This window comes from Streptomyces globisporus (genome assembly GCF_003501885.1).
Classification (GTDB): Bacteria; Actinomycetota; Actinomycetes; order Streptomycetales; family Streptomycetaceae; genus Streptomyces; species Streptomyces globisporus_D.
Window position 1 is genome coordinate 1 of record NZ_QWFA01000172.1, and the last position, 13,472, is coordinate 13,472.

At 71.3% G+C, this 13,472-nt stretch carries 14 protein-coding genes, 2 tRNA genes and 1 pseudogene; 15 read left to right on the plus strand and 2 right to left on the minus strand.

Features of this window, described 5'->3' with window-relative positions:
* The first annotated feature begins 78 nt into the window (after positions 1 to 78).
* From proB to D3105_RS26040, 5 genes and pseudogenes are all read left to right on the plus strand, one after another.
* Positions 79 to 1,253: pseudogene (gene proB / locus D3105_RS26020) on the plus strand (glutamate 5-kinase).
* A gap of 127 nt (positions 1,254 to 1,380) precedes the next feature.
* The gene (locus D3105_RS26025) at positions 1,381 to 1,872 is read left to right on the plus strand and encodes a hypothetical protein (protein ID WP_118905451.1); all 492 of its coding nucleotides are present in this window, start codon (positions 1,381 to 1,383) and stop codon (positions 1,870 to 1,872) included.
* A 104-nt stretch (positions 1,873 to 1,976) separates the two neighbouring features.
* On the plus strand, positions 1,977 to 3,260 hold the full coding sequence (locus D3105_RS26030; RefSeq protein WP_118905452.1) for a glutamate-5-semialdehyde dehydrogenase: 1,284 nt from the start codon (positions 1,977 to 1,979) through the stop codon (positions 3,258 to 3,260).
* Positions 3,261 to 3,380: 120 nt separating this feature from the next.
* Entirely contained in the window at positions 3,381 to 3,965 is a 585-nt protein-coding gene (locus D3105_RS26035) for a hypothetical protein (RefSeq protein ID WP_118905453.1), read from the plus strand.
* A 248-nt stretch (positions 3,966 to 4,213) separates the two neighbouring features.
* Entirely contained in the window at positions 4,214 to 5,350 is a 1,137-nt protein-coding gene (locus D3105_RS26040) for a hypothetical protein (RefSeq protein WP_118905454.1), read from the plus strand.
* Here D3105_RS26040 and D3105_RS26045 read toward each other — a convergent pair.
* Positions 5,277 to 6,389, minus strand: a complete 1,113-nt coding sequence (locus D3105_RS26045; protein WP_118905455.1) for a M48 family metallopeptidase — start codon at positions 6,387 to 6,389, stop codon at positions 5,277 to 5,279. The genes D3105_RS26040 and D3105_RS26045 overlap by 74 nt on opposite strands.
* Positions 6,390 to 6,500: 111 nt before the next feature.
* Here D3105_RS26045 and D3105_RS34710 point away from each other — a divergent pair, with 111 nt between their 5' ends.
* The 10 genes from D3105_RS34710 to D3105_RS26090 all read left to right on the plus strand — a co-directional run bounded on the left by D3105_RS34710 (position 6,501) and on the right by D3105_RS26090 (position 11,730).
* Positions 6,501 to 6,653, plus strand: coding sequence for a hypothetical protein (locus D3105_RS34710; RefSeq protein WP_003969217.1), 153 nt, complete (start codon positions 6,501 to 6,503; stop codon positions 6,651 to 6,653).
* A gap of 84 nt (positions 6,654 to 6,737) precedes the next feature.
* Complete coding sequence (locus tag D3105_RS34715; RefSeq protein ID WP_010062923.1) at positions 6,738 to 6,899, plus strand: hypothetical protein; 162 nt, start codon at positions 6,738 to 6,740, stop codon at positions 6,897 to 6,899.
* Positions 6,900 to 6,937: 38 nt separating this feature from the next.
* Entirely contained in the window at positions 6,938 to 7,555 is a 618-nt protein-coding gene (gene nadD, locus D3105_RS26050) for a nicotinate-nucleotide adenylyltransferase (RefSeq protein ID WP_118905456.1), read from the plus strand.
* Between the two features lie 19 nt (positions 7,556 to 7,574).
* Entirely contained in the window at positions 7,575 to 9,335 is a 1,761-nt protein-coding gene (locus tag D3105_RS26055) for an LCP family protein (protein ID WP_118905457.1), read from the plus strand.
* A gap of 303 nt (positions 9,336 to 9,638) precedes the next feature.
* Positions 9,639 to 10,070: a ribosome silencing factor gene (rsfS, locus tag D3105_RS26065; RefSeq protein WP_006124372.1), complete on the plus strand. Its 432-nt coding sequence runs from the start codon at positions 9,639 to 9,641 to the stop codon at positions 10,068 to 10,070.
* The gene (locus tag D3105_RS26070; protein ID WP_118905458.1) at positions 10,067 to 10,720 is read left to right on the plus strand and encodes a histidine phosphatase family protein; all 654 of its coding nucleotides are present in this window, start codon (positions 10,067 to 10,069) and stop codon (positions 10,718 to 10,720) included. Before rsfS ends, D3105_RS26070 begins: the two co-directional genes overlap by 4 nt.
* 150 nt (positions 10,721 to 10,870) lie before the next feature.
* Positions 10,871 to 10,943: transfer RNA gene (locus D3105_RS26075), tRNA-Ala, on the plus strand.
* Positions 10,944 to 11,084: 141 nt separating this feature from the next.
* Positions 11,085 to 11,273: a hypothetical protein gene (locus tag D3105_RS36130; RefSeq protein WP_073776932.1), complete on the plus strand. Its 189-nt coding sequence runs from the start codon at positions 11,085 to 11,087 to the stop codon at positions 11,271 to 11,273.
* A 3-nt stretch (positions 11,274 to 11,276) separates the two neighbouring features.
* Positions 11,277 to 11,510: a hypothetical protein gene (locus D3105_RS26085; RefSeq protein ID WP_003969224.1), complete on the plus strand. Its 234-nt coding sequence runs from the start codon at positions 11,277 to 11,279 to the stop codon at positions 11,508 to 11,510.
* Positions 11,511 to 11,657: 147 nt separating this feature from the next.
* Positions 11,658 to 11,730: transfer RNA gene (locus D3105_RS26090), tRNA-Ala, on the plus strand.
* 61 nt (positions 11,731 to 11,791) lie between these two features.
* On the opposite strand, the gene D3105_RS26095 is transcribed toward D3105_RS26090, so the two are convergent.
* Entirely contained in the window at positions 11,792 to 13,372 is a 1,581-nt protein-coding gene (locus tag D3105_RS26095) for an NADH-quinone oxidoreductase subunit NuoF family protein (RefSeq protein WP_118905459.1), read from the minus strand.
* Positions 13,373 to 13,472: the final 100 nt, after the last annotated feature.

Consider the following 13,472-nt stretch of genomic DNA (forward strand, 5'->3'; position numbering starts at 1 on the left):
CGCCCCCGTCGGACACCGGGGCGATCCAGAGCGAGGAAGCACGTGGCAGAGCAGAGGCCGTCCCACCGAGCGTCGGCGGTGACCGGCGCCCGCAGAGTCGTCGTCAAGGTCGGCTCCTCCTCGCTCACCACCGCCTCCGGCGGCCTCGACGCCGACCGGGTCGATGCCCTCGTCGACGTCCTGGCCAAGGTCAGGGACGGCGGCGAACGCGAGGTCGTCCTCGTCTCCAGCGGAGCCATCGCCGCCGGACTCGCCCCGCTCGGCCTCGTCCGCCGGCCCAAGGACCTCGCCCGCCAGCAGGCCGCCGCCAGCGTCGGACAGGGCCTCCTCGTGGCCCGCTACACCGCCTCGTTCGCCCGCTACGGCGTCCGCGTCGGCCAGGTCCTCCTCACCGCCGACGACCCTCGTTCGCCCGCTACGGCGTCCGCGTCGGCCAGGTCCTCCTCACCGCCGACGACACCAGCCGCCGCGGCCACTACCGCAACGCCTACAGCACCCTGGACAAGCTCCTGGAGATGGGCGCCGTCCCCGTCGTCAACGAGAACGACACCGTCGCCACCGACGAGATCCGCTTCGGCGACAACGACCGGCTCGCCGCCCTCGTCGCCCACCTCGTCCACGCCGACCTCCTCGTCCTGCTCTCCGACGTGGACGGCCTCTACGACGGACCGCCCGGCACCCCCGGCGCCTCCCGGATCGCCGAGGTCACCGGCCCCGACGACCTGGCCGGCGTCACCATCGGCAGCGCCGGGAAGGCGGGCGTGGGCACCGGCGGCATGGTCACCAAGGTCGAGGCCGCCAACATCGCCACCGCCGCCGGCGTCCCCGTCGTCCTCACCTCCGCCAGCCGCGCCGCCGACGCCCTCGCGGGCCGCGACACCGGCACGTACTTCCACCGCACCGGCCGCCGCTCCGCCGACCGGCTCCTGTGGCTGGCCCACGCCTCCACCCCGCAGGGCGCGCTCACCCTCGACGACGGCGCCGTACGGGCCGTCGTGGAACGGCGCACCTCGCTGCTGCCCGCCGGAATCTCCGGCGTCGAGGGCGAGTTCAGCGCCGGCGACCCGGTCGAACTGCGCGATCCGCACGGAACCCCGATCGCCCGCGGACTCGTCAACTTCGACGCCAAGGAGATCCCCCAGCTGCTCGGCCGCTCCACCCGGGACCTGGCCCGTGAACTGGGACCCGCCTACGAGCGCGAGGTCGTACACAGGGACGATCTGGTCATTCTCACGCCGCGCCTCACCCCCTGAAACGGCTGAAAGTCCGGCTCTTCGGCGGGGACCTTCACCAAAAGCACCCCACGCCCGGCTGTGGACTGGTCCACTTTGTAGTGGGGAAACAGGGGACCGCACAGCAACACACCACAGGAGGCCGCCGGTGAGACGAGCGCGCCCGGGGGCGCCGCCCCGAGGCACGGCCAACCGCGCCCTGACGAGTGTCGGAGCGGGGGCGGATTTCGACCGGAATCCCCTCCCGTCGGACACCGCCGAACGGGAGCCGGTCACGACGGCGAAGGAGGAGTCCCCGCAGTCGAGACTCTGGCACATCACCCTCAGCGTGTCGGGCAGCGAGACGCCGCTGGGGGAGGTCAGACGCGGCCTGGAACAGCTCGCGCACGACCACCCCTTCCTGCTGACCAGCCGCTACGCGGGCGACCACGCGGAGATCCGCTACTGGGAAGAGGCCCGCGACCTGCACGACGCGGCCGCCGTCGCGCTGCGGCTGTGGGGCGAGCACCGCTCCAGCGCCCAGCTCCCGCCCTGGGAGATCGTCGGTCTCGAAGTCATCGACCGCGAGACCTACCACCTGAGGGTCGCCGAGGGCTACGGGCCGCCGCCCGCCTCCCCCGTGGGCGTCCACCCGTACTGACGTCCGGGCCGGTCACCCCGGGGGAGACGTCCGACCCGCGGTCGGCCGTCTCGCATCACGGGATACGTGACGGATGCCCGCAGAGCGCGCATTACTCTGCGGGCATGACCACGCTCTCGCCCTACGACAACCTCTCCCCGGTCACGCAGGCCGCCTACCGGGCCCGCGCCGCCGCCGCCGACATCGCGCCCCTCCCGCGCGCGGCCAAGGACGACGCGCTGCTGGCCATTGCCGACGCCCTGGAAGTGCGGACCGCCGAGATCGTCGAGGCCAACGCGAAGGACGTCGAGCGCGCCCGCGAGGCCGGGACGAGCGAAGGCATCATCGACCGCCTGACCCTCACCCCGGACCGCATCCGCGCCATCGCCGCCGACGTCCGGGACGTCGCGGCCCTCCCCGACCCGGTCGGCGAAGTGGTGCGCGGCTCGACCCTCCCCAACGGCATCGACCTCCGCCAGGTCCGGGTCCCCCTCGGCGTGGTCGGCATCATCTACGAGGCCCGGCCCAACGTCACCGTCGACGCCGCCGCCCTCTGCCTGAAGTCCGGCAACGCGGTCCTGCTGCGCGGCTCCTCCTCCGCCTACGCCTCCAACACCGCGCTCGTCCGCGTCCTGCGCGACGCGGTCGGCGGCTCCGGCCTCCCCGCCGACGCGGTGCAGCTGGTCCCCGGCGAGAGCCGTGACTCCGTCACGGAACTGATGCGGGCCCGCGGCCTCGTCGACGTCCTCATCCCGCGCGGCGGCGCGTCGCTGATCCGCACGGTCGTCGAGCAGTCCACCGTCCCCGTCATCGAGACGGGCACCGGAAACTGCCACGTCTACGTCGACGCGCAGACGGACCTGGCGATGGCCGTGGACATCCTGATCAACTCCAAGGCCCAGCGCCCGAGCGTCTGCAACGCGGCAGAGACCCTGCTCGTCCACAAGGACGTGGCGGACGACTTCCTGCCGCTCGCCCTGAATGCCCTGGCCGAGGCCGGGGTCACCGTCCACGGCGACGAACACGTCCTCGCCCGCGCCGAGGGGTCGAAGGCCACCGTGGTCCCGGCGACGACGGAGGACTGGGAGACCGAATACCTCTCCTACGACATCGCCGCGGCGGTCGTGGACTCCCTGGACGCGGCGGTCGCCCACATCCGGCTCTGGTCCTCCGGCCACACCGAGGCGATCGTCACCACCTCGCAGGCCGCCGCCCGCCGGTTCACCCAGTTGGTCGATTCGACGACGGTCGCCGTGAACGCCTCCACCCGGTTCACGGACGGCGGGCAGTTCGGCTTCGGCGCCGAGATCGGCATCTCCACCCAGAAGCTGCACGCCCGCGGCCCGATGGGACTGCCCGAGCTGACCTCGACGAAGTACATCGTCACGGGCGACGGCCACACCCGCTAGGTCTCGCCGGTCGGCCTCCTTCACGCGGGAGGGGGGCCGACCGCACGTCCCCTCCGGATCGATCCGGGGGAGTTTGCGGGGTCCCTGCCCAAAAGGTCCCGGCCCGGCTACGCTGAAACCGTGCCGGACGACGTGGGGGGCAAGCCGTTTCCTGACGGCTGGGAGCCCGACGACGACCGCGGGGGCGCGGACGAGGACTTCGCCTCCGTGGTGTTCGACGAGGACTTCGTCCGGTCGGCGCCCGTCCACGAACCCACCGCTGTCGAGCGCCTGCTCGCCGCCGCCGAGGCCCGTGCCGAGGCCGATGCGGCCCGCGCCCGCCGCACCCGTCGCGCGGACGACGACGAATACGGCTACGGCGGCTCCCGGGGCTACCACGACCCCCAGGACCTCGACTACGACCCGGACGACGCCTTCGGGGACGACGGCGACAGCCCCGGGCCCTACGGCCGCCACGGCGGCTCCCTGCGCCCCTACCGCAACTCCGCCCGCTGGCACCGGCCGGTCGCCTGGCTCCTCGCCGTGGTGATGGGCGTCGGCATGGTCTCCCTCGCCTTCACCGCGGTCTACCGGGGCGCGTCGAACAACCGCCAGGACCAAGTGCCGCCCCCCGCCAGCAGCGGTGTGGACAAGCCCGGGGCCGCCCCTTCGGCCTCCGCGGACTACTCCCGCCCCGTGGTCTCCGCCGAGCCCCGGGTGCCCTGAGCCGGGCGGCGGGCGGGCAAGCCCCGGGGGCCCCGGCTCGTCGGCTCCTCCTGTCACCCGTTCGCCGACGGTGGCCCCGGTCGCCCCGCAGTTCCCGGCGGTCTCCGCGTTTACACGGACCGCAATCGACCTACCCTGAAGATGTGACCCCTCGTTCCCAGGGGGGCTTCTCGCTGCCGCACGCCCCGCTCGGCCGAAGCAGACCGTTGCGCACCGAACCGACCGGTGTGGAGATCGGGAGAGAAGTCATGACAGGCCGCTCAGAACCGCCGGACGGCCCGCCCGAGAACCCCGCGGGCGGCGAGGACGAATACCGCTCGCTCGTCTTCGACGAATCGTTCATCCAGGCTGCCCGGATGCGGGAGTACTCGGCGCAGGAACGGATGGGCGACCACGCCCGCGCCGTCCGCACCGTGCCCGAGGAGCAGCCGCCCGTCCGCAGCGGAGGCGGCTCCCGGGCCGCCATAGCCCTGGTCGTCCTCATCGCCCTGGCCTTCGCCGTGGCCGTCTACATCGGATTCCGCAGCCCGTACCCCCAGCCTGCCCCCCGCCGCGCCGAACCCCTGCGGACCACCGTCATCCCTCTGGCCCCCCGGGGCGCCGTACCGGGCGGATCACCCGAGCAGCTGTACCGGACCGAGCCGGTCTCCGGATTCCGCACGGGCGCGGAGGGCATCAACTTCCCCGCCGTGAAGCGCACCCAGAACTTCTCCGACAGCCAGATCACCGCCGCGCTCGCCACCGTCAAGGACTACCTGGTGGAGTCGTCCCTCAACCCCGACGTCCTCACCGGCTCCGTACGCCGGCCCGTCGAGCACCTCCTCGACCCGGACCAGCGCACCCAGTTCGAACGGAGCCTGAGCGACCCGGCGGACGACGGGAGCCACGCCGCCACCGGGTGGCTGGTCCGCTTCGACCCGGAGCGGGTGGAGCTCGCGGACCCGCAGATCCGGGTCCAGGGCACCCTCCGCTACGAGGAGGAGGCTGCGGGCGTCCTCGGCGTCGTCTCGGACCACACCTTCACCTACGCCCTGCGCCCGGCGGAGGGGCCCCCGCGCAAGGACGGCGCGTCCCTGTTCACCGTGCGGCGCGAACTGCACTTCCGCTTCGACCGGGAGGACCTGCGGCTGCACCGCCTGGAGGTGCGCACCGCCCAGGTCCAGGCCGGGCCGCAGTCGTGCTCGGCCGACGCGACCGGGATGCTTCGCCCTCTCCTGGCCGGGGAGAAGGCGGACGCCCGCGGCCCCGCCGCCACCGACCCCTACGCCTCGGGCTCGCCCACGGCGGCCCTGTGCGGGACCCTGGCGGCCGTCAGCCCTTCGACGGCCCCGAGTTCCCCTCCTCCGGGTCCTGAGGCCGACCGGACTCCCCGCCCCCGCCCGTAGCGGAACCGCCGCCGGAGCCGCCTCCGGTGAACTTGTCGCGCAGCTTGCCGCCCAGGTCCCCCGCGCCCCCGGCGATGTCGCCCACCAGCTTCATCAGCGGGTCCTTGCTGGTGCGCACCGTGTCCGCGTAGTGCGATGCGGACTCCCGGAACGAGTCGGTCACCGAGGTGTCCTTGTCCTCGTCGCGCCGGGGGTAGTGGCCGTCCATGATCCGCTGGAACTCGCGGGTCTCCGACCACTTCTTCAGCTCGGCGGCCCGCACGGCGGTGAACGGGTGCGTCCGGGGCAGCACATTGAGGATCTTGAGGACGGAGTCGCGGAGGTCGCCGCTCTTCTCGTACTCGTCGGCCTGGGCGAGGAAGGCGTCCACGTTCATCTCGTGGAGGTGGTTGCCGCCCGCGATCTTCATCAGGCCGCGCATCGACGCCTGGGCGTCCTGGCCCACCAGCAGCCCGGCCCGGTCCGCGGACAGCTCCGACTTGCGGAACCACTCGCGCAGCGCCGTCACGATCGCCATGATCGCCACATTGCCCAGCGGGATCCAGGCGACCTTCACGGCGAGGTTGGTCAGGAAGAGCAGTATCGTCCGGTAAACCGAGTGACCGGAGAGGGCGTGGCCCACCTCGTGGCCCACCACCGCCCGCATCTCCTCCTCGTCGAGCAGCTCGACGAGGCCGGTGGTGACCACGATGATCGGCTCGTCGAGACCGATGCACATGGCGTTGGGCTGCGGGTCCTGCTTCACGTACATCGGCGGGACCTTCTCCAGGTCCAGGATGTAACACGCGTCGCGCAGCATGTCGTTGAGATGGGCGAACTGCGCGTCGCTCACCCGGACGGAATCGGAGAGGAACAGCAGCCGCAGGCTCCGCTCCGGGAGCAGCCCGCTGAGCGCCTTGAACACGGTGTCGAACCCGGTCAGCTTGCGCAGGGCCACCAGGGCCGAGCGGTCGGCGGGGTGCTCATAGGCCCGGGAGGAGATCCCGGGGAATCGCCGGCGCGCCCTGCTCGGCACGTTCTCGTGACTGTTGTCGGTCATGGATGGCCCCCTGTTCGTACGAGACGTTGCTCGTCCCCCGGACAAAAGCCAGCGTATGCGCTGGCGCTACGGTGTGCGGGGGGCTGTGGATAACTTTGAGGAGCGCCCGAAATGCCGCACACCGCCGTACTGCTCGCCGCCGCGTCCGAGGAGCAGGGCCCGGGTGACACCCTCCGGATCGTGCTGCTCGTCTCGATCCTCGGAGCGGTGCTGCTCGCCTGGTTCCTGCTGCGTGGATACCGCAACGACGACAACAACGACTGAGTCGCCGTGAGCGTGCCCGAGGGTCCCGCATACGATGGCCCCGACGTCTTCCTTCCGACTCACGATCGATAGGTCCTGCCGAAGATGAGCCTCACGAGCACCACTCACCAGCTGGTCACTCTCGCCTCCGGGGGCGAGGGCGGCGGCAACCACGAAAGCCTCAACCCCTACTTCGTCGGCGCCGGGGCCTTTGTCGCGCTGATGCTGCTTCTGTTCATCACCATCAGCTTCAACCGCGACCGCTGAGCCGGGGGCGTACAGCTGTGCCAGTAGGCTCTGCACGCATGGGAGAGCAGGAAGTGCCTACCGGCGCCGGCAAGCGCCGTATCGGCGTGATGGGCGGGACATTCGACCCGATCCACCATGGACACCTGGTGGCGGCCAGTGAAGTGGCCGCCCAGTTCCATCTGGACGAGGTCGTCTTCGTGCCGACCGGGCAGCCGTGGCAGAAGAGCCACAAGAAGGTCTCCCCGGCCGAGGACCGTTATCTGATGACGGTCATCGCCACCGCGTCCAACCCGCAGTTCTCCGTCAGCCGCAGTGACATCGACCGTGGCGGACCGACGTACACCATCGATACGCTGCGGGACCTGCGCGAGGTCCACGGCGACGCGGACCTCTTCTTCATCACCGGCGCCGACGCGCTCGCCCAGATCCTCACCTGGCGCGACGCGGAGGAGCTGTTCTCGCTCTCCCACTTCATCGGTGTGACCCGCCCGGGTCACGTGCTCACGGACGACGGACTGCCCGAGGGCGGTGTCTCCCTCGTGGAGGTGCCCGCGCTGGCCATCTCGTCCACGGACTGCCGTGAGAGGGTCGCGCAGGGGGAGCCTGTCTGGTACCTGGTGCCGGACGGCGTGGTCCGCTACATCGACAAGCGCCAGCTGTACCGCGGCGAATGAGCCACGGAGAGGGGCACCGGTGAACGACCGACAGAACCCGTACGACCCGTACTACCAGGAGCCGCAGATCGTCGGCTACGACGCGTACGGGCAGCCGGTCTACCAGCAGCAGGGACAGCAGCAGGGTTACGACCAGCAGGGCCAGGGCTACGACCCCTACGCCGCCCAGCAGGGCCAGGGTCACCAGACCCAGGACACCACCGGTTATGGCTACGGCTACGACGCGTACGGCAACCCTCAGCAGCAGGGTTACGACCCCTACGCCACCGGTCAGCAGGGCCAGGCGCAGCAGGGTCAGGGCGTCGACCAGGGGTACGGCTACGGCTCCTACACCGACTACGGCTACGCCACCGGGCAGCAGCCGGCCGCGGTCGACACCGGCGAGCACTGGAGCATCCCGCAGCAGGGCACCGCCCCCGCACCGGAACAGGCCCCGCCGCAGCCCCCCGTACAGCCCTCGCCGCAGGAGGCCGAGCCGGAGGCTGAAGCCGATGCCGCGCTTCCCGGGCAGCGCAAGCCCGCCCCGGACTACCGCACCGAGCAGTTCTCGTTCATCGAGGAGCCCGACGAGGACTCCGAAGACGTCATCGACTGGCTGAAGTTCACCGAGAGCCGCAGCGAGCGGCGCGAGGAGGCCCGGCGCAAGGGCCGCAACCGCATGGTCGCCCTGATAGTCGTCGCCGTTCTCGTCGTCGTCGGCGGGGCCGGCTATCTGTGGTCCGCCGACATGATCCCGGGCCTGTCCGGGACGGACGAGAAGAAGACCGTCGCCGCCGGAGCCCAGCAGCGCGACATGATCGTGGTGCACCTGCACGACACGAAGAAGGGCGGCACCTCGACGGCGCTGCTCGTCGACAACACCACCACCAAGCAGGGCACGACCGTCCTGCTGCCCAACTCTCTCGCCGTCGCGGGCGACGACGGGACCACCACCACGCTCGGCAAGTCCGTCGAGGACGACGGCAGGACCGGCACCCGGGAGGCGATCGACACCCTCCTCGGCACCCGGATCACCGGCACCTGGCGGCTGGACACCCCGTACCTGGAGAACCTCGTCGAGCTGGTCGGCAACATCGAGGTCGACACCGACACCGAGGTGCCCGCCGCGAAGAAGGGCGAATCGCCCCTGGTGAACAAGGGCGAGGCCCAGACCCTCAGCGGCCCTATGGCCGTCGCGTACGCCACCTACCGCGCGGAGGGCGAGCCCGAGGCCAAGCAGCTGACCCGCTTCGGCGAGGTCATGCGGGCCACGCTGCGCAAGATCTCCGAGGACCCCAAGGCCGCCACCGTCACCATCGAGACGCTGCTCCAGGTGCTCGACCCGTCGCTGCCCGAGAAGGACCTCGGGGCCTCGCTCGCCAAGCTGGCCTCGCGGGCCAAGGTCGGCGACTACAAGACGGCCCTGCTGCCGGTCCAGGACGACGGCACGCTCACCGAGGCGGACACCCGGGGCGTCGTCAAGGACATCCTCGGCGGCACGGTGAAGGCCCCCGAGGAAGGCGCTCCGCTCCGGGTCGCCGTCCGCAACGCCACCGGGAACCAGAAGGCCGCCGAGGCCGCCCGGGTTCAGCTGGTCAACGGCGGTTACGCCTTCGTGGACAGCGGCAAGGCCGGCGCCGAGGCGTCGTCCGTCGTGCTCTACCGGTCCGCCGAGGACAAGGAGAAGGCCGTCGAGGTGGCCAAGACCCTGGGTCTGTCCGCAGGCGACGTGAAGAAGGGCGAGCCGGCCGCCAACGCCGACGTGTCCGCGGTGCTCGGCCAGGACTACAAGGTCCAGTAGCCCGCTCGGGGCCGCCGGCCGGCGGCCCCGAGGCGTTTCACCGGCGGCCCAGAGCTCCGCCGGTGAAACGCAGTAAGGCTCTGTCGGCGGTCCGTGAGACCCTAGAGGGTGTCTTGCCGATCAGGTCCGGGGCCGCGACGCCTGGCACGGCACCTCGCGGCGTTGCCGAAACGCCCGAATCGCTCTGCGATGAGGCCGTTCCAGCGCCCTGCGATGCACCGCACCAGACGCCGCGGCCTATCCGCCCCTGATCGGCAAGACACCCTCTAGAGCTTGCATCCGACCGCCGACGAAAGCCTGCATGTGACCGCCACGGACCGCTCCATCGAGCTCATCAACGCCGCCGCCCAGGCGGCCGCCGACCGGCTCGCGCACGACATCATCGCCTACGACGTCAGCGATGTGCTGTCGATCACCGACGCCTTTCTGCTGGCGTCGGCCCCCAACGACCGCCAGGTCAAGTCGATCGTCGACGAGATCGAGGAGCGGCTCCAGAAGGAGCTCGGCGCCAAGCCGGTGCGCCGCGAGGGCGACCGCGACGCCCGCTGGATCCTCCTCGACTACGTCGACATCGTCATCCACGTCCAGCACAGCGAGGAGCGCGTCTTCTACGCGCTGGAGCGCCTGTGGAAGGACTGCCCGGAGATCGCCCTCCCCGAGGACGCGGTCAAGACCCGTGGCAAGGCCGAGGAGCACGCACAGCTCAACGGCGGCACGGAAGGTGACCAGAGCTGAACGGCAGCAAGAGCGGCAAGGGCCGCAGGATCGTCCTCTGGCGGCACGGCCAGACGGCATGGAACCTGGAGCGCCGCTTCCAGGGCTCCACGGACATCGAGCTGACCGAGGCAGGGATCGGGCAGGCCCGCCGCGCCGCCCGGTTGCTCGCCTCGCTGAAGCCGGACGCCATCGTGGCCTCCGATCTCCGGCGGGCGGCGGCCACGGCCGCCGAGCTCTCCGCCGTCAGCGGCCTGACCGTCGCCCACGACGCCGCACTCCGTGAGACGTACGCGGGCGACTGGCAGGGGCTCACGCACCAGGAGATCGTCGAGCGCTACGGCGAGCAGTACGCCGCCTGGAAGCGCGGGGAGCCCGTGCGCCGGGGCGGTGGCGAGCTGGAGACCGAGGTCGCCGACCGCGCGGCTCCGGTCGTTCTGGAGCACGCCGAGAAGCTTCCGGAGGACGGCACGCTCGTCGTGGTCAGCCACGGCGGCACGATCAGGACGACGATCGGCCGGCTGCTGGGCCTGGAGGCGCACCACTGGGAAGGGCTCGGCGGGCTGTCCAACTGCTGCTGGTCCGTCCTCGGGGAAGGCGCGCGCGGCTGGCGTCTGCTGGAGCACAACGCCGGCACGCTCCCGGAGCCGGTGCTCGGCGACGACGACTAGTGCCTTCCGGGGCGGCCGTCCAGCGGTCGTCGGAAGGCCGTTCGCGGGCCGTCCTCGGGCGGCCCGGGCCGGATTTCACTTTCCGGCCGGTCGCAGGCTAAAGTTCATCTTGTTCGCAGCGCGGAAACGCAGGGAAACACAGCGAACAGCGGGGCTATAGCTCAGTTGGTAGAGCGCCTGCATGGCATGCAGGAGGTCAGGAGTTCAATTCTCCTTAGCTCCACAATCAGGATCCCGTCCCCGTCAGGGGGCGGGATCTTCTGCATGGAGGGGACGGAGGGCGTCGAGCGGGCTGCCCCTCTTGCGGGGCCATGGCAGAATCGGAACGCCGGAGGGGGCGACGTACCGATCGGGAGGGAGCGCGATGCCTGCGAGTCGCGAACACGTCCCCGACCAGCGCCTTGTCGCCGCCTCGCCCCCCGGCCCCGTAACGTCCGACGTTCGATCCCGTCTCGGCTGTCCGTCCTGCGGTTCGTCCCATGTGGCTCAGGTTCTGGGCGACAACGGAGGGGTCTCCTACGTGTGCACGGCCTGCGGCCACAGCTGGAGCTGACTGATGGGTGCACACAGGCGTAAATGCGACTGGTGCGGCAGCGGTACGCCCATCGTCAGGGACATGGACCCGGTCAACGCGGAGTATCAGTACTGGTGCGAGGAATGCGCACGGGCGCTGATCATAAAAGGCGACCCCATCGAGACCTACCGGGAGCTGGAGGGGGAGCCGATCTACGGGCGGCTCCTGGAGGAGCACTGCACCCTCAAGCGCTTCTACTCCTTCGCGACCGCCTGACCTGAAACCGTCTGACCTGCGGCTGACGGGCGAAAGCCCTGGATGATTCGGGCATATCGGTGCGGACCGGAAACGATTTGGTGAAGCACCGGGGGGACCGTGTAATGTTCTCGATGTCGCCAAGGGAAACCGGGCGGCAAGCGGCAAGGGGCTATAGCTCAGTTGGTAGAGCGCCTGCATGGCATGCAGGAGGTCAGGAGTTCAATTCTCCTTAGCTCCACACGATCGACAGTGAAGAAGCGGGCCACCCGGATCGGGTGGCCCGCTTCTTTGTGCCGGGATCAGCCGCGCCCGCTGCCCAGTGCGCGCCGATTGGCGGCCGGTAGGGCGGGGCGCTGTTCGGCGGTCGGCGGCTGCTCGATACGGAGTGCCAGTGCGGGGCAGCGTCGTACGGCCCGCTGGGCCCGCCCGCGCAGATGCATCGGGACGGCGGCGTCCGCCAGTGCCGGATAGCCGTCCGCGCCCAACCGGATGAGCTCGGGGACGATGTCCGCGCACAGGCCGTGGCCCTGGCAGAGCGTCCAGTCGACCGCGAGCTTCTCACCGCTCGGAATCGACTCCTCCAGATCCTGGTAGCCCGGTGCGGGCAGCGGCAGCACCCCGACTGTCTCGCGGCCGCAGCCGCCGTCCAGGACGTGCGCGGCGAGGTCGTCCGTGAACGCCGACAGGGTCGAGAGCAGGAACCGGGCGGAACCGTCCGGGTGTTTGCACGCCCCGCGGCCCTTCACGGCCTGGGTGACCTCGCGCAGGGCCTCCAGGGCGGCGGGCCCGCCGCCGTTCAGCACGTCGGAGAGCCCGCCCGCGGCGGCGGGGAGCCCCAGCTTGCACGGGCCGCACTGTCCGGCGGTCTCGGCCGCCAGCCAGTTGGCTATCCGGAGGGACTCGCCGAGCGGGCAGGTGTCCGGGCCGATCGGCAGGATGGCCCCCGCGCCGAGCGCGCCCCCCACGGTGGCCAGGGACTCGCGGGAGATCACGGCGTTGTGCGAGGAGACCGCGTCGATCCAGTTGCCGTGGTAGCCGCCGGTCAGCACGCCCTGGGGGAGCGGCGGGGCTCCGGCCAGTTGCAGGACGTACCGCAGCGGCACCCCGGTCGGCACCTCGACGACCATGGGCCTCGCCACGGCGCCGGAGACGGTGAGCAGGACGGTGCCGGGTTCGTTCGGCAGCCCGGTGTGCCCGTAGCGGCGGGGGCCGATCCGGGCGGCGACGGCGAGCTGGGCGTACGTCTCCGCGTTCGACAGCAGCGTCGGCGAGCCGCCCACCCCGGTCTCCGCCGCCCGCTCGCGCCGGCCCGGTGGCAGGGCGGGTCCGCCGTTCGCCGCCCGGATCACCGAGGACGCCTCGCCCGAGACCATGCGTTCCGGGGTGCGGACCACGCGGGCGCGCAACTGCTGGCCGCGCCGGTCGGAGAGGCCGCGTTCGGCGAGGGCCGCCCGTACGGAGATCTCCGTGGAGTTGCGGGTGACGGCGACGACCAGGGTGCGCGCGCCGAGCGCCTCCGCGGCCAGCAGCGCACCGTCCAGGATCAGGTGCGGGGCGCGGTTGAGCAGGACGGTGTCCTTGCGGCAGGCGGGTTCGCCCTCGCTGCCGTTGATCACCACGACGGGCCGCACCCCGCGCCGGATGGACGCCTTCGCCACCGCTCGCAGCTTCTTGCCGAACGGGAAACCGGCGCCTCCCCTTCCGCGCAGAGAGATCGTTTCGGCCAGTTCGGCAAGCCGCTCACCGGTCATCGGCTCCAGCGGCCCGTGCACCTTGAGGTGCATGGCGAGGTCGAGCCGCTCCACCAGGTCGAAGCCGGTGGTCAGTTGCGGCAGTCCGACGACGCGGACCTCGGGCACATCGGGGAGGGGGACGTTCACTATCGGTCTCCTGCGGGTGCGTGCCAGGGTTCGCCGGCGGGGGGCGCGGTGAACGGCCCGGCCCCCGGTTCGGCACGGGGCGCGGCGAAGGGGGAGGGAG